The following is a 16,931-nucleotide window of genomic DNA, read 5'->3' on the forward strand; positions in this document are numbered from 1 at the left end:
TAACGGTGCCGTTGCCTAGTGAAGATGCCACTTCATCATGCTTAAAAAAACACGATTTATGAAATTGCCCAAAGTCCTGATCGGCGCCATCATCGCCGGTATCGCCATCCACACCCTGCCTTCCTGCTCCAAAGACAACGACGTGAACCCCAAAGACAAAAAGGAAGCGGAAAAGAAGAAAGAAGAAAATAACCGCTTCCCCTGTCCTGCCTGCAGCATGGGCTGATCCTGACCATCCAAACCGAATTACTTGCCCCGTTTACTTTCTACCGTTGCCTGCAACCTGGACCCCCAATTGCTGGGAGCCTGCCTGCCGCTGTTCGAATCCGGCGAAGCCGACGCCATCGAGTGGAGCTTCGATGCGCTGTACCGCCTCCACGAATTGCCCGAATGGTTTCATGGATTGATCGGCGCTTTCAGTGAAGGCGACCGCCTCATCGGCCATGGCATTTTCTTTTCGCTGTTTTCCGGGAAATGGCACCCGGAGCAGCAAGCCTGGCTGAAAGAGCTCTCTTCCATCTGCGACCGCTACCGGTTCGATCACATTACCGAGCATTTCGGGTTCATGACCGGCCAGGATTTCCATCACGGCGCGCCGCTCAATATTCCGTATACCGCTGCCACGCTACGCATCGGGCAAGACCGGTTGCAACGGATCGCGGAGGCCTGCGGGCGGCCCGTGGGGCTAGAAAATCTCGCGTTTTCTTATTCTGCGGATGAAGTTCGCCGGCACGGCGACTTCCTCGACAACCTGCTGGCCCCCGTCAATGGTTTTCTCATCCTCGACCTGCACAACGTGTACTGCCAGGTGGAAAATTTCGATATCGATTTCGATACCCTCGCGGCCATGTACCCTTTGCACCGCGTTCGGGAAATCCATATTTCCGGCGGCAGCTGGGAACCATCGGCAGACGGGTCCCAAAACATCCGCCGCGATACCCATGACGGTGCCGTTCCCGAAAAAGTTTTCCAGTACCTCGAACGTATCATCCCCCAATGCCCGCATCTCCGGTATGTTGTGATGGAACAACTCGGCGCCGGATTGCAGACGGAAGCGTCTAAATCCGCCTTCCGCGCAGATTTCAGACGGATGGCAGACATCGCCGGAACGTGGAACAACCCTGCGTCCGACGAATCCATCCACCCCTTCACCCCACCTGCTTCCCGCCTGCAAAGCGCTCCCGCCGAAGACCCGGACCTTCATCGACAGCAAACCGAACTGTCTTCCATTCTCGAAAACGCAGCTTCGCTGGAAGATGCGCTCCGTTCGCTGGAAACCTCGTCTCTCGCACAATCCGACTGGCAGGTAGAGCAATGGTCGCCGTACATGGTAGAAACCGCGATGCGCATCGCCCGGAAATGGATGAAAAAAGATTAGACAATTTCCCGATCCGTAACAGTTGAACAAGAAAAAGCCTCCCGGCAGTGCGGGAGGCTTATCAATATCCGATCACGCGGAACTAATTGCGGAAGCGGAATTCGAAGAACCGGCCCCTGCCCGTCCAGCCATACACTTTCCCGTCGATTACCCCTACGTGCTGGATGGTAGATGTAATATTTTCCTGGAGCACCATGCGCCAGGGGCTTGCAACGGCAGGATCGTATTCCCACACACGTTTGTTGATAACGAAATAAGCTTTGCCGTTCAGCGGGAACGAAGGCGTTTTGAATCCGGAAGACTGTCCTGCGTCGGGAATGAGCGGCAATTCCGTCAACGTACCGCCAGCGCCGTTCGCCGTGAATTTATACACGGATTCTTGTTTGCTGCCGGTCAGCGTTTTCAGCGCCCTTCCGATAATAACGTCGTTATTCAATACTACGGCCGCACCGGCAACGATCTGGGCGTAAGGCGCATCCACGGCTTTGGTCCAGGTGTTGGCGGCGGGGTCGTAATTGTAAATATGCTTTTCGCCCAGGCCGCCCGCGGCATAGAATTTATTGCTGACGGAAAATGCGAATCCCATCACAGCATTGTCTTTCGGATACGCCGCGATGGGCTGGATGGCATCATTAGACGGGTCGAACGACCACCATTTGCCATGATTACTTTCCGGACTTCCGTTGCCCATGTACACTTTATTTCCCAGAACGGCTGCCGACAGGAAGCTGATCGATTCAGGCAACTTACCGGTGAGTTCATGCAGTTGCCAACCTTTATCCGCCGCGGCAGGGTCGTATACATTGTAAAAAATACGCTTATCGTTACCGCCGAGGGCGGTGAAGCCCCAAAACAGTTTTTTGTTGTAAGTGAAAGAAGTCCCGTTCGCGAAGATATTGGCCGGCGCGGTGTTGGGCGGTTCGGGCAGCAGGTGCCAATCCGCATATTTGCCGGTTGTTGTGACCGTGAAATCCTGCGCGGACGTAAAGGTTTTGCCGCCGCCTTCCACCACGATTTTGTGTTTGGTAAGGCCGGTATGGTACGGCACTTCGAACCTGATCTGGCTGGTGCTGGAAGAAATCACCATTCCCTCGAGCCCGTTGATCGAAACTTTCGGGGAAAGCGGGAAATTGACGCCTTTGATCGTGACTTCCGTACCGAAAGGCCCTTCCATCGGAGAAAACTCCGCGATGCCGTCGGGCAGCGGATCTACGGTAAAGGTATTTGCGGAAGTGACGGATTTGTTACCGTTTTCCACCTTGATCTTCCCGGAAACCGCGAGGTAAGGCACTTTGAACTTGAGCGTGGTGGCCGTGGCCTGTGTTACCACCATTTGATCGGGACCGAGGAACAATTTGTTGTCGGGGATGTTGGTGGAAAAATTCTTGCCGGAAACGGTCACTTCCGTGCCGGGAATCCCGTGTCCGGGCGTGAAACCCGTAATTTCGGGCTGCTTGCTGTTGTTGATGTCGATATCGACTTTGTCCTTCTTTTTGCAGGACATGATGGTGGTCAACATTACAATAAACATAAAAAGCAGATGGTTTCGCTTCATCATGAGGTTGTTTTTGGGTTTGGGGCGCTCTTCAGTTTTGTCTGCATCTGAAAAAAAATAGCAGTCCCCGTACCCGGGAACTGCTATGCTGCGTTGCAAAATTACATCTTAAAACGGCATTCCGCCAAAAATATTACAACTCGTTATCTGAACTGACAAATGTACATCCCCAAGTTGCATTACCGGTTCAATTCGGCCATCGCCAGGGTACCGACTGCGAGGTCTGTAGCGGCATCGGGCCCCAAATTATCTTCGATGAACCACACGGCCGACAGCGCCGCCCAGGCCACGATCCATTCCAGTAAACGCTGCCGTCCGATCCCGGTTTCGCTGCAAACGGTTTGCAGCCGCCGCTGGAACGCTGCAGGTGCTGAAGCGATGGACAGGTCTGGGTTACAGAAGATATTTGCGAAGTCGAAGGCACGATCGCCATATAGTTTTTTAGGATCGATGGCGAGCCAGCCTTTTCCATCGAAATCCAGCACGTTTTCGTGATGCAGGTCTCCATGCAGGACGCACTTTTCGATCTCCTCCGTCACCAGGCGGCGCGCGAGTTCCAGGCCATGGGCAATACTGCCTCCGTACTTATGCCCATGCGCAAACAGGTCCGCGAACCAGCGGTCCATCGTGATCATCCCGTCCGGCGGCGGTTTCGGAACGGCATGCAACTGAAGTGCCGTGGCGCAGAGGATTTTGGTGGCGGCATCGTCGGCTCCGTTCATCGACATGGTTTTCAGGTTTCGCGGGCCGGTGGCGCGCTCCATCAGCAAAGCTTCTCCGTTATGTGCCAGCACTTTTGCAGCACCTTGCCCGTTCCACCATACCATGATTTCGTTCCCGAGTTTCTCATCCTTTTCCACCGCCACTTTCAACATGGCGGGCAGGCCTCCGTGCAATACCGGCAACAATCGGCTGCTGTGTGTAATGACCGGCTGCCCGTCTTGCTGCAGTTGCCATTGATCCAGATATAATTGAAAATCCATATCGCGCTTCATTTATGTGTATAAAAACGTAATTTTCCGGTTTTTTGATGGAGTCGACACATTCTACGCATATGTCTCACGTTTCGATGCTGCTATATTATCACAGCGATGTTACCGGCGATGAAACCGCCGAAACCGTACTGGCTTTGCCGGTAGACGCCACGAAAGGATTTTACCGGATAGACGGGATCCCTTTCTATGCGCCAGGCCTTGCCTGTGGCGATGTGGTGCAGGCCACGCCCGACAAACCCGGCGCTCCGCTGGTGTTCCGCCGGCTGCTGTCTGCTTCGGGCCATTCCACCATCCAGGTGTTCGTGATGGACGATGTGAACGATGCCGCCATTCTCCGCGAACTGTTCCAGGACCTCGGCTGCGCAACGGCCAGCACCGGTTCGGGGTATTTCGTGATGGATGTGCCGGTGCATGTGGACTACGTACCCGTCAAAAAGCAGCTCGACGACTATATGTTGGGCGGCATCCTCGATTATGCGGAGCCCTGCATTTCCAATCGTCACCAGTATTGATCATTCCCATCCGTCTTTCATCCAGTACCTGACATTGCTGACCATCCCCGAGCCGATGTGCCAGGTAAAAACCGTGGCCGACATTTCCTGGCCCACAACACTTCCCATTCCAACTCATTGATTTTCCGGGCGTACCGCCGGGCTCACCCGTTTCGTGTAAATGCGTGTTCCATACCAGGCCCTTGTGGTGAGATGCGATTTCCGGCCGGATCGCCGTCGTGGGCAGACATCGTCATGAACCCGAAAACGATTTGTGCCAGCGCATGCGGATCGAACACGCGGAAGAACGCAGGTGTGAGCAGATCGTAATTCCGCGCGATCACGAACGCATCGTTGCGATACGGTTGAAAGCGGACGGAATCGGGCGCGTCCGCGACTTTTTCCGGCATGTTTTCGTATGCGTAATTTTCCCGCTGCGATCCGATGAACCGGTCGATGGTAGCGATCACGGATTTTTCCTGGAAGCGGGTGCGTTCTGCACGAAAGCCATGTATGGCAGCAGCGCGACCGCCCAACGCAATCTTTTCAAGCAAGCATGATTAACGGGATGCAAAATAAGGGAATTGGCGGAAGGGAGACCTGTTTTCCGCGGTAGTTGCTGTGTGGATGAACGTGCTTAGTGTTCGGACAGTAGTTCCTGCAGTACGATGGCCTGGTTGTGTTGCTCGTCGCGCGCGCCGTAGAGCAGGGTTACGACTTTGTGTTTATGGATCTCGGGGAGGAGGGATTCTACGGCGCCGGAAGCTTTCAGTTCCGCGCGGTAGCGTTTTTCGAATTCGGTCCAGTTACCGGCATCATGATGGAACCATTTCCGCAGATCGTTGGAAGGTGCTACCTCTTTCGCCCACAGATCGATGTGCGCGTTTTCCTTTTTGATGCCGCGGGGCCAGAGGCGGTCTACCAGGATGCGGAAGCCATCGGTTGCGGCCGGCGGCTCGTAAATGCGTTTGGTTTTGATCATACCTGTAAAACGTTGAGTGCGGTCAAAAGTTTGACGAATAGCGCCGGATGTGCGAAAGCGTCTTACCTTTGTTGCATGCAAGCAGGTCAATTCATCAGCAGTACGCCGGCGCTGGAAGGCACTGTTTTCGAAAATACGGTGATTTTCATCGCCGAATATAACGATAAAGGCGCTCTCGGCTTCGTGACGAACCAGCCGTTTTCGCGGGGGCTCAACGAGCTGGAGGAGTTCCGGCACGGGAAAGCGTTCCCGTTGTACCTGGGCGGGCCGGTGGACCGGGAGCACCTGTATTTCGTGCATCGCCGGCCAGATCTCATTGCCGGGGGTGCGGAAGTGGATGGAGAGATCTTCTTTGGCGGGGATTTCAACACGACGGTGGAGCTCATCAACCAAAACCTCCTCACCGAACGCGACGTCCGCATTTTTATCGGGTATTGCGGCTGGGAAAAGGGGGAACTGGATGCCGAGATCGCCGAGGGCAGCTGGGACCTGCTCGAAGCGGCCACGCTCTTCTAAACCCGGAATTCCCATTTCCCATCATGCCTGCCGGTGAGGCGGAATGCAGCGATGGCCCCATTTTCCACGGCTATTACCGTCAACAGGAAAGTTTCCTCCCGCGCAAAATTATATGTGATTACCAGGACCTCCTTTTCGCCCTGTAGCGCGCGTTTCCACGTACCTACCTTCTCCCATCCTTCCCCCGTCCAAACCACGCCGCCGTTCCGCGATCCCGGCGGGAAACGGAGGCGCTGACCGGAAAGGACATCCTTGTATTCCGCAGTTGAAAATGGCAACATGATTAGGGTCATTTCTTAATGCATGATAAATTACAAAATATTTGAAAATCAATGCGTAAGGAGATGTTCTTTTACGGAAACCGGACAATAGCGGCGGCCGGTCCGGCGTTAGATTTGCAGTAGTAACCATATCCGCTCCACTTCAAAACTTCCATCATGCCGAGCAGCATTTCCATCCTCGTTTTGTCTGCCATTGTGCTATGCAGTTGCAACGGCGGCATGCGGTCTGCCTTCCAGCGGAAAGAACGGGTGTACCAGCCTCCACGGCTTGGCGCGGAATACCGGTTCGAAGACGGGCTCCGGCGGCAGAAGCACCCGCAAAATCTCTGGAGCAAAAAGGAACGGAAGGAAATGGAAAAAATGGGCCGCTACACGCCGAAAACTACCGATGCGCCCGGCACCCGCATTTCGGCCATGCAGGCAGACAGCCTTCTCACCGGTAAAACCCGCGATACCACGCAAAACACCACCACTGCGCCCGCCGATACCCTCCAACGGAAACAGGAACCCTGATCCCTTTGCCAATCCCCCGTTTTATCGTATCATTGAATAAATCCCTATCTCCTGGCTTATGACGACCTTCCTCATCATCCTCGCGATCATAGCTGTAATCGCCGGTTTGCTTGGTTTCATTTATCTCAAGCGCCTCCGGCAACGCCGTCAATTGGTCCACAAAAAAATGCAACGAATCGCGAAACTGGTGGAACAGCTGGAAAACGGCCGGGAGCTCGATTCCCACGATGTGCTGCCTTTCGCCGCCAATCCCGCCACGCGGGTGATGACCTTTGCGCTGCTGCATAATTTCGACCTGAAATACCTCTTTCCGCAAAACCTCCACACACAGGTAAAAGCTGCAGAAAGCCACCTCGTCAACTGGCTGGAATTCCCCACGGAACTCGATGCCTTGCCGGACGAGATGGAACATCTGCAAACCCAATCCATCGACGCAGACGGAAACGGGCAACAGTTCGTGCAATATGAAGTTTTCAGGTTCCGGATGCGGCCGCCGCATTGGGCCGCCGATAAAGACTGGATGCTGGGCGTGGCGGGACCGTACTTCCCCGGCGGCGAACCCTACGATCATCCCCCCGCCACTTTCAGCCGGCTCACGCAGCAGGATGACGGGGTTTCTCCCGAAGAAGAAGTACGCTGGGTACATGCGAATATTTACGCCAGATCGTAAATCAGGCAAGCTGCAGCCAGAGTTTGCCGTTTGATAACTGTAACGGATAAACGGGAATTCCCGTTGTAGCAGGACCGGCCTTGACGGCGCCCGTATTTACAAGAAACTGCGACCCGTGCCAGGGGCATTGCACCGTGCCGCAGATGAGGGCTCCGCCGGCGAGGGAGCCGCCGCGATGCGGACAATGGTCGGCGAACGCCGCGAACCCGTCTTCCATCCGCGCCACCACGATGCGCCGCCCGTCTACATGCACGAGCATCATCTGGCCGGTTTTCAGGTGGCCGTAACCGGCGATTTCCACCCGGCCGTTTTCCGCGTTGAGATACACTTCCTTCCACTTTCCGGCATCCGCATATCGATGGTCGACGCCCACCTGGTTGCGCGCTACGAGCGTTCCGCCCATCCATCCGGCGATAACCAGTAATACCACGCCGGCGGTTTCCAGCAATAAAATGACGTTCATACTGGCGTCCGGGGTATTGCTGCGGTAAACGAGGGAGGCGGCGAAGATCAGCAATACGCAAACGTTAATGATGCCATGTTTGGCCGCGCGCTTTTTGCCCGAACTTTTGGGGGGCACGGTGTAGAGGAAATCGATGAATCCCGGTACGGCAGCGATGAGCGCTGAAATGATGCCGGCGATGATGAGTACAACGGCCATGCTATTGTAGAAAATTTTTCCCGTGAAATACCCCAGTACGTCGAAAACGAGTGTGGCGGTGAAGAAGGCGATGGGGAAAGACACCAGCATCGGATGCAGTGAATGGCCTTTGACGCTTGCTTTGCTTCTCATGGCTGGAGGTTTTGATACGGTTGTTAACGATGCGCTTACAGTATGATGCAGCAAAATGCAGGCCGTCACCGTCAAGCCACTTCACATAGATCAATATGCTTTTAGGGAGGCCCTGGGATGCTGGCGCGTTCATCGGGTAAGGGTAATGGGGATCGGATAATATCGTACCGCATAATCCCTGCTTCGTGTACTGCTTCGGAAAAACCTGACGAAAAAGACTATTTGGAAATCTTCCACCAATCATTAACTTTGCATTTCAAAGTGCTTTTCAAATATGAAATTCCGTTTTAACACCGGTTACTTTTGGTTGACGCTGCTGCTTTTTGTGACGGAGGTGCTTATTGCGCTGTATGTTCACGACGATTTCGTAAGGCCGTATGTGGGCGATTTCCTCGTGGTGATGCTCATTTACTGTTTCGTCCGCAGTTTCGTGGAAGCGCCGGTGTTGCCGGTGGCGCTGGGCGTGCTGATATTCTCTTACGTTGTTGAGATGCTGCAATACTTCCAGGTAGTGAAGCTCCTGGGCCTGGGCCATTCGCGCCTGGCAAACGTGGTGATCGGGAATCATTTCAGTTGGTCGGACATGGCGGCGTACACCCTCGGGATCGCGGGCGTGATAATATTGGAATGGGTATGGAAGCGGTCCCGCGCCGCGGAGCCCACGCGATAAACTGCGCGCGGCCCGGAAACATGGCCTCCCATCCCACCCCGTTTCAAACTTTCCTACACCGCGGCCCGGATGGCTCGGTCCTTTGCCTGGACCGCCTCCTGGCGTTGTATTTCCAGCTGTACTGCCAACCGGTTCAGGTCGGCCCGTTTGCTCATGTCTATCGGGGAATTCTTCCTCATCCTTTTGTATGCATAAAAACCGTTCATGAACGTCGACATCAGGAATGCGCCCCACCTTAACGTCAATGCTCCGCGAACGATCCTCCGGAAGGCGTACCATGGTGAAAATGACTTCTTCCACAGGGCGCGGTGCGCGTTCAGTAGTTGCGTTTCAGTAATCTTTTTCGGGACGAACGCTACGTTATAGCCATTGTAGAAATTCCAGTTCCTGTTTTCCAGGATGCGGCCTTCCTGTTTCAACGTGGAGTAGATGGGCGTTCCGCGGAACGGGGTCATGATACTGAGGAATGGCACGTCGATACCGATTTCCATGAGCTGGTCGGCCATTTGCACGATGCTTTTCTCGTCGTCGTGATCGAACCCGGCGATGAAACCCGCCATGACGGCGATTCCCCGCTTCCGGATGGCCTTCACCGCCACGCTGTACTGCTCGATCCGGTTTTGCCTTTTGTTCGCATCCGCCAGGCTTTCCACCCCGAAAGATTCGATCCCCAGGAATACCCCGATACAGCCGGAGGCCTTCATCAGGTCGAGCAGTTCGGGGTCTTTGGCGATGTCCATGCTCGCTTGTGTGAGCCACCATTTTTTCAGCGGGACCATTTCACGGAGCAGTTCGCGGATGAAAGGCCGGCGGATGGTCAGATTATCATCCCAAAACCAGACGATCTTCCGCTGCCACCACCAGGGAAAGTGGTCGTAGGACGCGTCGCGCACCACGTCTGCCACGGGCCTGAGCCGGAAGCCGGGGTTGAGCGAGGGCACCGTGCAGAAGGAGCATGAAAACGGACAGCCTCTCGTGGCCTGGATCACTTTTTTGATGAAGAAACGATTGGGCAGGAGGTCGTACCGCGGTGTGGGCAGCGATTGCATATCGCAGGGTGTGCCTTTGTATATGGTTTTCAGTTCCCCTTTTTCCAGGTCGGCGAGCAGCGCGGGCCAGGCGCTTTCGGCTTCGCCGGTGACCACGGCGTCGAAATACCCGAGGGCTTCGTCGGCGCAATAGGTGACGTGCGGACCGCCGGCTACGACAATTTTCCCTCTTTTCCGGAATTCCGCGGCGAGTTGATAGGCGGGGATGGCGAAACCGCTGAAGAACGAGATGGCGATGAGGTCGGCATCGGAGTCTGGCGGGATGGGGTCTACCTGTTGGTGGAATACCCGGACCGTGTGATGGGCGGGTGTGATGGCGGCGAGATGGATCCCTGTGATGGGCGGCACGAAATCGCGTTCGTGCCCGAATTCATACCGCTGGAGGTAGGCGATGATGATGTCTATTTTCATAAACCACCGGCTTTGAAGGTGAGGTAACTTGAACGGTACAAAGATAATTTACTTTGTAACTCAAAGTACTTTTTACTTCGGATTTCTTTTCCGTTACATTCGGCCTCATGTATATAAAACCTTACCAGGTGGGGTTTGCTGGCGATTGTAGCGGGGTCGAGCCCGATTTCGTGTTTTTCGGATGGATATGGCATTTCCCGTACCCTCCGGTTCATCGGCAGCGGTGTATCCCTTTTCCTGTCTCTGGAATTTCCTATATTAGATGATATGAATACCGTTACCTTATACCGCCCTACCGGACTGAAAGAGTTCCTGCTGATCGCCGCGTCGGGTTTCAAGCGTTTTCCGCCCCGTCTTACCTGGCAACCTATTTTCTATCCCGTTTTAAACCAGCCATATGCCGAGCAGATTGCGCTGGATTGGAATACGAAAGACGAGGGTTCCGGTTTTTGCGGGATCGTTACGCGGTTCGATATTCCCGAAATGCTGTTCCACCAATATGAAGTGCAGAACGTGGGCGGCGATATACATAATGAATTGTGGGTACCGGCGGAAGAGCTGGAAGCGTTCAATGGAGATATCCGGGGAGGGATCGGGATCGTGAAAGTGTTCCTGGGCGAAGGGTACGTTCCGCCAGCCGATGCGGAACTGGCGAAAATGCTGGGAGACCTGGCGGAAAAGTAACTTTTTAGTAACGAAACTGGGAGAATCAACTAACCTTATACTTAAAGATTAATAACATTGAATGATGCCTTGATTTTCGCTGCAAGAAAAATATTAGGCATAAATGGCAACTGGAATCACTTGTAAAACCGGAGCTTTGAATTCAGTCACCAATTCCGTATTTTTTAAATTGATTTTTGATCTCGCCATCTAATTTGACTCCTAAAAACGCGAACGCATTACTCAAACCAATCTGACTTTTAGCCCTGCCAGCTATTTCATTAGAAGTTGAATCAACAGTATTTAATGTATTAATTTGAACAAATCCATCTTCAGGCGTCGCTAGAATATCAAATACATACTTTTGACTCCAATATAAGGGAATGGGGTAATTCAATTGAGTAAGATCATTTGGTTGAATTGATTAAAAATTACGCGGAGCAAATTTAAGGACCTTCTGCTATACAGAAAGGCTTTCAAGCAGATGCTTAAAAGCCTTTTCTTCGTAGCGAGAGAGGGAGTTGAACCCTCGACCTCAGGGTTATGAATCCTGCGCTCTAACCGCCTGAGCTATCTCGCCGGTTCGATCCTGATCCGTTACCGGTTGTTCAAAATCGGAGTGCAAAGATAACGGCTATCCTTTAAAAGTCAAAAAAAATCATGGAAAAGTTTTACGTGCCCTAAAAGACACGCCCCGCAAAGGTTTAACGCATCCGCCGCACCATCGCGCCCCCCAGCACCAACATCAACATCCATCCGAAAAGCATCACCGTCGTCAGGAATTGAACCCCCAGCTCCATAACCACCCATTCCATCCAAACATCCACCAACCACCGGCCCGTCACCGCGATAGATAACACCGCACCAAACACCATCCCCGAACGACCGGGATAACACTCCCCCATCCATCCTAGTATAATCGGAAACCCTCCCCCCAGGCCCCCTCCCATCAATATCATCCCCAATCCCACCGGTAAAAACCCGCCACTCACCTTCAACAACAAAATTCCCGCCGGCAACAGCAGCATACTCACAGCCAGCAGCTGTCGCGCCGGAACGTTACGGAATATACTACCGGCCAGCATCCGCATCACCGTGAACCCCGCTGCGTACAACGTAAGCCCATACAGCGCCTCCCGCTCTTCCATCCCGCGGCCGGCTGTTACATATACCGTCGACCAGTTATACAAAACCGTCTCGAAACCGGCCTGTAAAAATAAAAACCCTCCCGTGATCCATAACGCGGGATCCCGCAGCCAGCGGCCCTCTCCGGATAGCCGGCGCGCCGGGAAACGGATCCACACAAACAGCCATGCGAGCCCGAGCGACAGCCAGCCCATCCACCGCAACACGCCCTTCCACATCAACAGCGGCTTCAAACCCGCCACCACCTGCGGCATCGCCAACATGCCCAACCCGAAAAACACGCCCATCAGACTTAACCGCACACCCTTTTCACGCACGGATATGTCGGCCACCACGGCGTTCGCAGCCCCGTTCATCATGCCGCCGGAAACGCCGATGCAAAACAGCCAGCACGTCAGCGCAGCGGTACTGTCCGCCGCCGCCATCCCGCGAAACCCCACGAAAAACCCCGTCGCCGCAAGCCCCAGCAACCAGCGGTATCCCCATCGCTCACTGGCCGGCCCCATCAGCAGCGTCCCCCCAAGCATCCCCAGCAGCAACCACCGGGAAAGGGACCGCAGCTCCGCCTCTCCCAGCGCAAACGCCAGCCGCAGGTCCAATGCCATGGCGCCCGGCATCGCCAGCGCCGCGCCCAACAGCAGCAGCCCGGAACAGCCCGCCCAGAATATGAAATGCTTGTCGTAATTGTGTCCTTTCCTTAGCATCGGTCGAGTTCTCTGTATGTGACAGTCTCCCCGATGCACACCGTTACGCGACAACCGTTTTTCCGGCGGCAACAAAAAAGCCCCCCGGTTCCCGGGAGGCTTCGCAAATATGCATGCAGTATTTAAATGTCGGAATATTCCATCGGCCGGAGGAAAATCTTCTCGTTGCGCGACACATTGTTCTTGTATTGCTCGTCGGCCTGGAGCTTTTTCCAGTCTTCATCCGCCGAAAACGCCTTCCAATGCGCATCGCGGTCTTCCTGGTCCTTGAATGTGGTCATGTACATGAGGTTCGGCATCCGGGAACCGGCCAGCACTTCGCCATAAAATACGGCGTTGAATTTCAGTTTTTTGAAGATACCGATCTCGTCTCCGGCGTTGAACATCTTCACTTTGTTGCGGTAATATTTTTCCGTCGGACTTTCATAACTCCGCAATTCATACACACGCTGGCTCTTCGGGCCGGTCAATTGCGGCTCCTGCATGGTTGGCATGCCGGAAAACGCTTTCAGCAGGATGGTTTCCAGCCGGGTGTAGGGAACCTGGTCGTGAGGCGCGTCAATATAATCCTTCCCGGCTGAAAGCCACTGCTGGTCGTTATCAAGGCGCGATTGCAGGGAACTGAAATGTTCGAGGGATTGGAATGGGACGAACACGTAGATCCGCAGATCGGCCGTGTCTTGCACGATCGGCCGGAAAACGCCGACGGATGCGATGCCGTTGCGGTGCAGCGCGGGCAGGTGCGCGGTGCGCAGGTAATCGCTGACCTTTTGCAGCTGGGCCATCGTTTTGAAATGATAGATGCGGATTTCGTAAATCTCGGGCGATGCGGCACGCGCCAGCATGGTGCAAAGGAGCGCGGCGGCGAACAGGAAATGTTTCATATGGAATTTTTAAAATGCACCGTCAAATTACGGCCCGGCGGGAAAAGTTGCAAGCCCGGCATTTTTATGTAGTTTCGGCCCGTAAACCGGTCCAACCTTATGAAAATCGCTCCAGACAAATGGAAACACTTCTTCGTAGGCATCCCCATGGGCGCCGTGCTCCTGGGATTTTGCGCCTACATCCTTCCATCGGCTCCCATCAAAGCCGCTGCGCTGGCGCTTATGCCGGTTGTCGGCATCAGTTATGGATTTGAGTTGTTCTCAAAAATAACTGGCAAAGGGCATTACGATGTAATGGACGCCTTTGCCAGCATTCTTGGCGGGATGGTCGGCATCGGGGCCGTTCTCCCGTTCCTTCTGTAAAAGATTTATTGCACCGCGCCGATGCTCGTTTTGCCGTTCACGACACGCGACTGACCGTAGAAATCGACCGTTCCGGCTTTTTCGTCGGCCACTACGAAACCCGCGTTCTTCGCGGGGGAATTGGCGGGAATGCGGAAGTCGCCCGGTAAGAGGGGGTCTTTTCCGTGGATGCTCGCCGCATCTACGCCGGAAGCCGTTTTCCAGGCAGCGAAATCGGTGATGGCAGTACCGTCGATCGAATTCCATATCCAACCCGCGGGCGCCAATGGCGCGAAATAGAGGTTATTGTCCACCACATTCCCGCTGCCGGTGTTGGTGTATTTGTGGAAGAATAGATCGTCGGCGCCGGCTACTACGAGGTTGTTCCGGAAAACATTGTCGAAGCAGTGCTCCGTCATTCGCAGTTCTCCTTCAATCTCGCCATAGTGGCCTCTTTCCCGGTTATTACCCACGAGCGTGTTGTTGAGCACGTAACACCTGCGGGAACCGCCGCCGGTGTAATTCAGGTATCCGCCCATGTAAATGCCCACGCGATAGCAGCCCGTTACGATGTTGTTACGGACGATGCAGTCGCTGGTCGGGTATGCGTCCGTTTCACTGACCACACCGATGCCGCGGTCGCAATCGCGGACGCGGTTTCGTTCCACGATGATATTGCGGGCTCCGTCTACATAAATCCCGATGGCGCCGTGGCCATGGGGGCCGCCGATGGGGCCGGTGGTCATGTCGATGTTCCAGAGCTCGTTTTCGGAGATGACGCCGTTGCGGGCGTAGTTGCGCTCTGCCACGGGGTTTCCGGCGTATCCGCCGGCCGCATCGATGCCGATGTTTTCGGCGTTGTAGATTTTGTTACGGCGGACGATGAATCCGTCTACATATCCGTTGATGGTCAGGTTTTCGCTGTATCCCGTGTTGCAATCGTGGATCTCGTTATCTTCCACCAGCACGTTTTTCATCGGCACGGCCGTGTTGCCGATGATCTCAATGCCATGGCCGCTGCGCCCGTCGGCGGGCGCTGCATTATGCTCGATGTTGTAGATTTTGTTCCGGCGGATGATGATATTGCTGGAACCTTCGTCTGCCAACACGCCGTTGGGGTTCACCCAGGGCGCGCTGCTGATGAGGTTGCAGATATCGAACCCTTCGAGCGTCACGTAACTGGCGTTGTGGATGATCACCATGGCATCTTTCCCGTTTACGCCCAGCCCGGTTCCATCAAGAACGGGCTTTTCGCCGGGGTAAGCTTTCAGTGTGATGGATTTCCCTTCGCGGCCGCTTCGCGGGAAGCGTACTTTTTCGTAATACCTCCCCCCTCTGACCATCACGGTATCGCCGGCCACGGCTTTCGCCAGTGCGCCGTTGATTTTCGCATAGGGCGCATCCTTCGTTCCGGGTGCGTTGTCGTTACCGGTGGTTGACACATACAGCGTTCGGGGCCCGTCTTGCGGTTTCGGGCTTTCCCCACCGTTCCCTCCCTTGCTGCAAGCGGTAGCCGCGAGCAGCACCATGAGCGCAAATCCTTGTATAATCATCCGTTTCATACTTTAATTATTCAGATACGATCTTTCTGACCCGGTTATTGTTTTTATCGAGCACATAAGAGATGCCGTTGTTATCGGTAGTGATGCCTTGCGGGCCGGCGAATTTTGCGGATTCACCAAGCGCGTTGGCATATCCGTAAGCGTTGCTGCCGGCATAGGTGCTCACGCGGCCGGTCCTGCCGTCTATGAAGCGGATGCTTTGATCGGCGTTACCGGAGCCTCCGTTCCAACTGCCGTTCCCGGCAACGTAGATATTGCCTTCGTCGTCTACGCACAGCGCCCAGGGCAGGGAGAACTGCGCTTCTTCCGCCGTTCCGTTCCGGTAACCTGGAGTAGCGGCAGACCCGTCGGCCGCGAGTTTCCCGGCTACAACGGTGCGCGCCCAGGTGTCTTTGGCATATTTGAAGATCGCGTTATGACCGCTGCCCGACATATAGAGGTTGCCTGCTTTGTCGAACCCGATCCCTGCGGGCCACAGCATATCGCTGACAATGGTTTCTTCGCCGCCGTCGGGTTTGATGCGGTAAACGCCGCCTGCGCCGGTAGAGCTGTAGAATACTTCGTTGGTGGCTTTATTCACGGTAATGTGCCAGGGTTCCCGGGAAGCATTGTGATAACTGGTCACCACGCCCTGGGGAGATATTTTCTTGATCTTCCAGGTGCCGGGATCGGCGGTGTAGAGATTCCCGTCCTTATCGATCGCCAGGCCGTATGGCAGGCTGAACCGTGCTTCGGTGCCTGTGCCGTCTGCATCGCCGGATACATTGCTGCCTGCGAATGTGGTTACGCGGCCGTCTGTATCGATCTTGCGGATGCAGTGGTTGCCTGCGTCAGTTACATACACATTACCGGTTTTATCGGTCACGATGCCGGAACCGCGTACCCAGTCCGTACCTCCGAAGTCGAACATGGCGTCTTCGCCTTTGGCGTTCAGGTATCCCGCTACCCCACTACCGGCAAAAGTGGTAACGGTGCGGGTGAAGATGTAGTCGAATTCACCGGAACTGGCAATTTCCTTCCCGCCGATTTTCACGGAGATGGCGCCGGAGCCGCATCTTTTGGGGACCACGGCCATGATCTGCCGGGTGTTGCAACCTACGATCGCGAGCTTCTTGCCGTTGATGGTCACTTCCACCTCGTTGGAATCGTTACTGAAATTGGAACCGGAGATGAGGATAGACGTGCCGTGCCCGCCCGTTTGCGGAACGAACCCGGAGATGGTCATGGGCACCCCGGCCTCATGCTGCTCCTTGTCCTTCGAGCAGGCCGTCAGCAACACGGCGGCGGCCAGCAGGTATCGTGAGAATATTTTTAACATGTTTGCTT

The 16,931-nt window shown here is 54.7% G+C and carries 21 protein-coding genes and 1 tRNA gene; 9 read left to right on the plus strand and 13 right to left on the minus strand.

Features of this window, described 5'->3' with window-relative positions; all coding sequences use genetic code 11:
• The first annotated feature begins 58 nt into the window (after positions 1-58).
• Both EJ361_RS25660 and EJ361_RS19525 read left to right on the plus strand, forming a co-directional pair.
• The gene (locus EJ361_RS25660) at positions 59-226 is read left to right on the plus strand and encodes a chryseobasin-related MNIO class RiPP peptide (protein ID WP_164714327.1); all 168 of its coding nucleotides are present in this window, start codon (positions 59-61) and stop codon (positions 224-226) included.
• A 24-nt stretch (positions 227-250) separates the two neighbouring features.
• On the plus strand, positions 251-1,378 hold the full coding sequence (locus EJ361_RS19525; RefSeq protein ID WP_126247406.1) for a multinuclear nonheme iron-dependent oxidase: 1,128 nt from the start codon (positions 251-253) through the stop codon (positions 1,376-1,378).
• 82 nt (positions 1,379-1,460) lie between these two features.
• Here EJ361_RS19525 and EJ361_RS19530 read toward each other — a convergent pair whose 3' ends face one another.
• Positions 1,461-2,909 (minus strand): IPT/TIG domain-containing protein, encoded by a 1,449-nt coding sequence (locus EJ361_RS19530; RefSeq protein WP_164714328.1) that lies wholly within the window; start codon positions 2,907-2,909, stop codon positions 1,461-1,463.
• 203 nt (positions 2,910-3,112) lie between these two features.
• Positions 3,113-3,916, minus strand: coding sequence for an aminoglycoside phosphotransferase family protein (locus EJ361_RS19535; protein WP_205687056.1), 804 nt, complete (start codon positions 3,914-3,916; stop codon positions 3,113-3,115).
• A gap of 71 nt (positions 3,917-3,987) precedes the next feature.
• On the opposite strand from EJ361_RS19535, the gene EJ361_RS19540 reads away from it, so the two are divergent.
• Positions 3,988-4,440, plus strand: coding sequence for a DUF4265 domain-containing protein (locus EJ361_RS19540; protein WP_164714329.1), 453 nt, complete (start codon positions 3,988-3,990; stop codon positions 4,438-4,440).
• A gap of 143 nt (positions 4,441-4,583) precedes the next feature.
• Here EJ361_RS19540 and EJ361_RS19545 read toward each other — a convergent pair whose 3' ends face one another.
• The gene (locus EJ361_RS19545) at positions 4,584-4,973 is read right to left on the minus strand and encodes a hypothetical protein (RefSeq protein WP_126247414.1); all 390 of its coding nucleotides are present in this window, start codon (positions 4,971-4,973) and stop codon (positions 4,584-4,586) included.
• An 83-nt stretch (positions 4,974-5,056) separates the two neighbouring features.
• Positions 5,057-5,401, minus strand: coding sequence for a DUF488 domain-containing protein (locus tag EJ361_RS19550; RefSeq protein ID WP_205687057.1), 345 nt, complete (start codon positions 5,399-5,401; stop codon positions 5,057-5,059).
• A 75-nt stretch (positions 5,402-5,476) separates the two neighbouring features.
• On the opposite strand from EJ361_RS19550, the gene EJ361_RS19555 reads away from it, so the two are divergent.
• Entirely contained in the window at positions 5,477-5,917 is a 441-nt protein-coding gene (locus tag EJ361_RS19555) for a YqgE/AlgH family protein (RefSeq protein WP_126247415.1), read from the plus strand.
• On the opposite strand, the gene EJ361_RS19560 is transcribed toward EJ361_RS19555, so the two are convergent.
• Complete coding sequence (locus tag EJ361_RS19560) at positions 5,914-6,198, minus strand: hypothetical protein (protein WP_126247417.1); 285 nt, start codon at positions 6,196-6,198, stop codon at positions 5,914-5,916. The two genes, EJ361_RS19555 and EJ361_RS19560, sit on opposite strands and share 4 nt — an antisense overlap.
• A gap of 156 nt (positions 6,199-6,354) precedes the next feature.
• Here EJ361_RS19560 and EJ361_RS19565 point away from each other — a divergent pair, with 156 nt between their 5' ends.
• Positions 6,355-6,711, plus strand: a complete 357-nt coding sequence (locus tag EJ361_RS19565) for a hypothetical protein (protein ID WP_126247419.1) — start codon at positions 6,355-6,357, stop codon at positions 6,709-6,711.
• Positions 6,712-6,769: 58 nt separating this feature from the next.
• Positions 6,770-7,381 carry a hypothetical protein gene (locus EJ361_RS19570; protein WP_126247421.1) on the plus strand — a complete coding sequence of 204 codons (612 nt, stop codon included), beginning with the start codon at positions 6,770-6,772 and terminating at the stop codon, positions 7,379-7,381.
• Between the two features lies 1 nt (position 7,382).
• Here EJ361_RS19570 and EJ361_RS19575 read toward each other — a convergent pair whose 3' ends face one another.
• Entirely contained in the window at positions 7,383-8,174 is a 792-nt protein-coding gene (locus EJ361_RS19575) for a DUF2231 domain-containing protein (protein ID WP_126247423.1), read from the minus strand.
• 274 nt (positions 8,175-8,448) lie between these two features.
• Between EJ361_RS19575 and EJ361_RS19580 the strand changes: the two genes are divergently transcribed.
• Entirely contained in the window at positions 8,449-8,844 is a 396-nt protein-coding gene (locus tag EJ361_RS19580) for a ribosomal maturation YjgA family protein (RefSeq protein WP_126247425.1), read from the plus strand.
• 53 nt (positions 8,845-8,897) lie between these two features.
• Here EJ361_RS19580 and EJ361_RS19585 read toward each other — a convergent pair whose 3' ends face one another.
• Positions 8,898-10,304: a B12-binding domain-containing radical SAM protein gene (locus EJ361_RS19585; RefSeq protein ID WP_126247427.1), complete on the minus strand. Its 1,407-nt coding sequence runs from the start codon at positions 10,302-10,304 to the stop codon at positions 8,898-8,900.
• A gap of 267 nt (positions 10,305-10,571) precedes the next feature.
• Between EJ361_RS19585 and EJ361_RS19590 the strand changes: the two genes are divergently transcribed.
• On the plus strand, positions 10,572-10,988 hold the full coding sequence (locus EJ361_RS19590) for an ADP-ribosylation/crystallin J1 (RefSeq protein ID WP_126247429.1): 417 nt from the start codon (positions 10,572-10,574) through the stop codon (positions 10,986-10,988).
• Between the two features lie 142 nt (positions 10,989-11,130).
• Here EJ361_RS19590 and EJ361_RS19595 read toward each other — a convergent pair whose 3' ends face one another.
• The 4 genes from EJ361_RS19595 to EJ361_RS19610 all read right to left on the minus strand — a co-directional run bounded on the left by EJ361_RS19595 (position 11,131) and on the right by EJ361_RS19610 (position 13,701).
• Positions 11,131-11,364 carry a hypothetical protein gene (locus tag EJ361_RS19595; protein ID WP_126247431.1) on the minus strand — a complete coding sequence of 78 codons (234 nt, stop codon included), beginning with the start codon at positions 11,362-11,364 and terminating at the stop codon, positions 11,131-11,133.
• A 109-nt stretch (positions 11,365-11,473) separates the two neighbouring features.
• A tRNA-Met gene (locus EJ361_RS19600) sits at positions 11,474-11,547 on the minus strand.
• Between the two features lie 124 nt (positions 11,548-11,671).
• Positions 11,672-12,817: an MFS transporter gene (locus tag EJ361_RS19605; RefSeq protein WP_126247433.1), complete on the minus strand. Its 1,146-nt coding sequence runs from the start codon at positions 12,815-12,817 to the stop codon at positions 11,672-11,674.
• 122 nt (positions 12,818-12,939) lie between these two features.
• Positions 12,940-13,701, minus strand: a complete 762-nt coding sequence (locus EJ361_RS19610) for an NIPSNAP family protein (protein WP_126247435.1) — start codon at positions 13,699-13,701, stop codon at positions 12,940-12,942.
• A 99-nt stretch (positions 13,702-13,800) separates the two neighbouring features.
• Here EJ361_RS19610 and EJ361_RS19615 point away from each other — a divergent pair, with 99 nt between their 5' ends.
• Entirely contained in the window at positions 13,801-14,064 is a 264-nt protein-coding gene (locus EJ361_RS19615; RefSeq protein WP_126247437.1) for a hypothetical protein, read from the plus strand.
• A gap of 5 nt (positions 14,065-14,069) precedes the next feature.
• Here EJ361_RS19615 and EJ361_RS19620 read toward each other — a convergent pair whose 3' ends face one another.
• Both EJ361_RS19620 and EJ361_RS19625 read right to left on the minus strand, forming a co-directional pair.
• Positions 14,070-15,605, minus strand: a complete 1,536-nt coding sequence (locus EJ361_RS19620; RefSeq protein WP_126247439.1) for a right-handed parallel beta-helix repeat-containing protein — start codon at positions 15,603-15,605, stop codon at positions 14,070-14,072.
• A 7-nt stretch (positions 15,606-15,612) separates the two neighbouring features.
• Positions 15,613-16,923: an SMP-30/gluconolactonase/LRE family protein gene (locus EJ361_RS19625; protein ID WP_164714330.1), complete on the minus strand. Its 1,311-nt coding sequence runs from the start codon at positions 16,921-16,923 to the stop codon at positions 15,613-15,615.
• Positions 16,924-16,931 lie beyond the last annotated feature (8 nt).

The sequence above is a fragment of the Chitinophaga rhizosphaerae genome (assembly GCF_003958645.1).
In the GTDB taxonomy this organism is placed as follows: Bacteria; Bacteroidota; Bacteroidia; order Chitinophagales; family Chitinophagaceae; genus Chitinophaga; species Chitinophaga rhizosphaerae.

Excerpts from the sequence above, each read along its gene's own strand:
- EJ361_RS25660 (WP_164714327.1), top strand. The coding sequence starts at position 59 with ATGAAATTGCCCAAAGTCCTGATCGGCGCCATCATCGCCGGTATCGCC.
- EJ361_RS19530 (WP_164714328.1), bottom strand. The coding sequence starts at position 2,909 with ATGTTTATTGTAATGTTGACCACCATCATGTCCTGCAAAAAGAAGGAC.
- EJ361_RS19535 (WP_205687056.1), bottom strand. The coding sequence starts at position 3,916 with ATGGATTTTCAATTATATCTGGATCAATGGCAACTGCAGCAAGACGGG.
- EJ361_RS19540 (WP_164714329.1), top strand. The coding sequence starts at position 3,988 with ATGTCTCACGTTTCGATGCTGCTATATTATCACAGCGATGTTACCGGC.
- EJ361_RS19550 (WP_205687057.1), bottom strand. The coding sequence starts at position 5,401 with ATGATCAAAACCAAACGCATTTACGAGCCGCCGGCCGCAACCGATGGC.
- EJ361_RS19555 (WP_126247415.1), top strand. The coding sequence starts at position 5,477 with ATGCAAGCAGGTCAATTCATCAGCAGTACGCCGGCGCTGGAAGGCACT.
- EJ361_RS19560 (WP_126247417.1), bottom strand. The coding sequence starts at position 6,198 with ATGTTGCCATTTTCAACTGCGGAATACAAGGATGTCCTTTCCGGTCAG.
- EJ361_RS19565 (WP_126247419.1), top strand. The coding sequence starts at position 6,355 with ATGCCGAGCAGCATTTCCATCCTCGTTTTGTCTGCCATTGTGCTATGC.
- EJ361_RS19570 (WP_126247421.1), top strand. The coding sequence starts at position 6,770 with ATGACGACCTTCCTCATCATCCTCGCGATCATAGCTGTAATCGCCGGT.
- EJ361_RS19575 (WP_126247423.1), bottom strand. The coding sequence starts at position 8,174 with ATGAGAAGCAAAGCAAGCGTCAAAGGCCATTCACTGCATCCGATGCTG.
- EJ361_RS19580 (WP_126247425.1), top strand. The coding sequence starts at position 8,449 with ATGAAATTCCGTTTTAACACCGGTTACTTTTGGTTGACGCTGCTGCTT.
- EJ361_RS19585 (WP_126247427.1), bottom strand. The coding sequence starts at position 10,304 with ATGAAAATAGACATCATCATCGCCTACCTCCAGCGGTATGAATTCGGG.
- EJ361_RS19590 (WP_126247429.1), top strand. The coding sequence starts at position 10,572 with ATGAATACCGTTACCTTATACCGCCCTACCGGACTGAAAGAGTTCCTG.
- EJ361_RS19605 (WP_126247433.1), bottom strand. The coding sequence starts at position 12,817 with ATGCTAAGGAAAGGACACAATTACGACAAGCATTTCATATTCTGGGCG.
- EJ361_RS19610 (WP_126247435.1), bottom strand. The coding sequence starts at position 13,701 with ATGAAACATTTCCTGTTCGCCGCCGCGCTCCTTTGCACCATGCTGGCG.
- EJ361_RS19615 (WP_126247437.1), top strand. The coding sequence starts at position 13,801 with ATGAAAATCGCTCCAGACAAATGGAAACACTTCTTCGTAGGCATCCCC.
- EJ361_RS19620 (WP_126247439.1), bottom strand. The coding sequence starts at position 15,605 with ATGAAACGGATGATTATACAAGGATTTGCGCTCATGGTGCTGCTCGCG.
- EJ361_RS19625 (WP_164714330.1), bottom strand. The coding sequence starts at position 16,923 with ATGTTAAAAATATTCTCACGATACCTGCTGGCCGCCGCCGTGTTGCTG.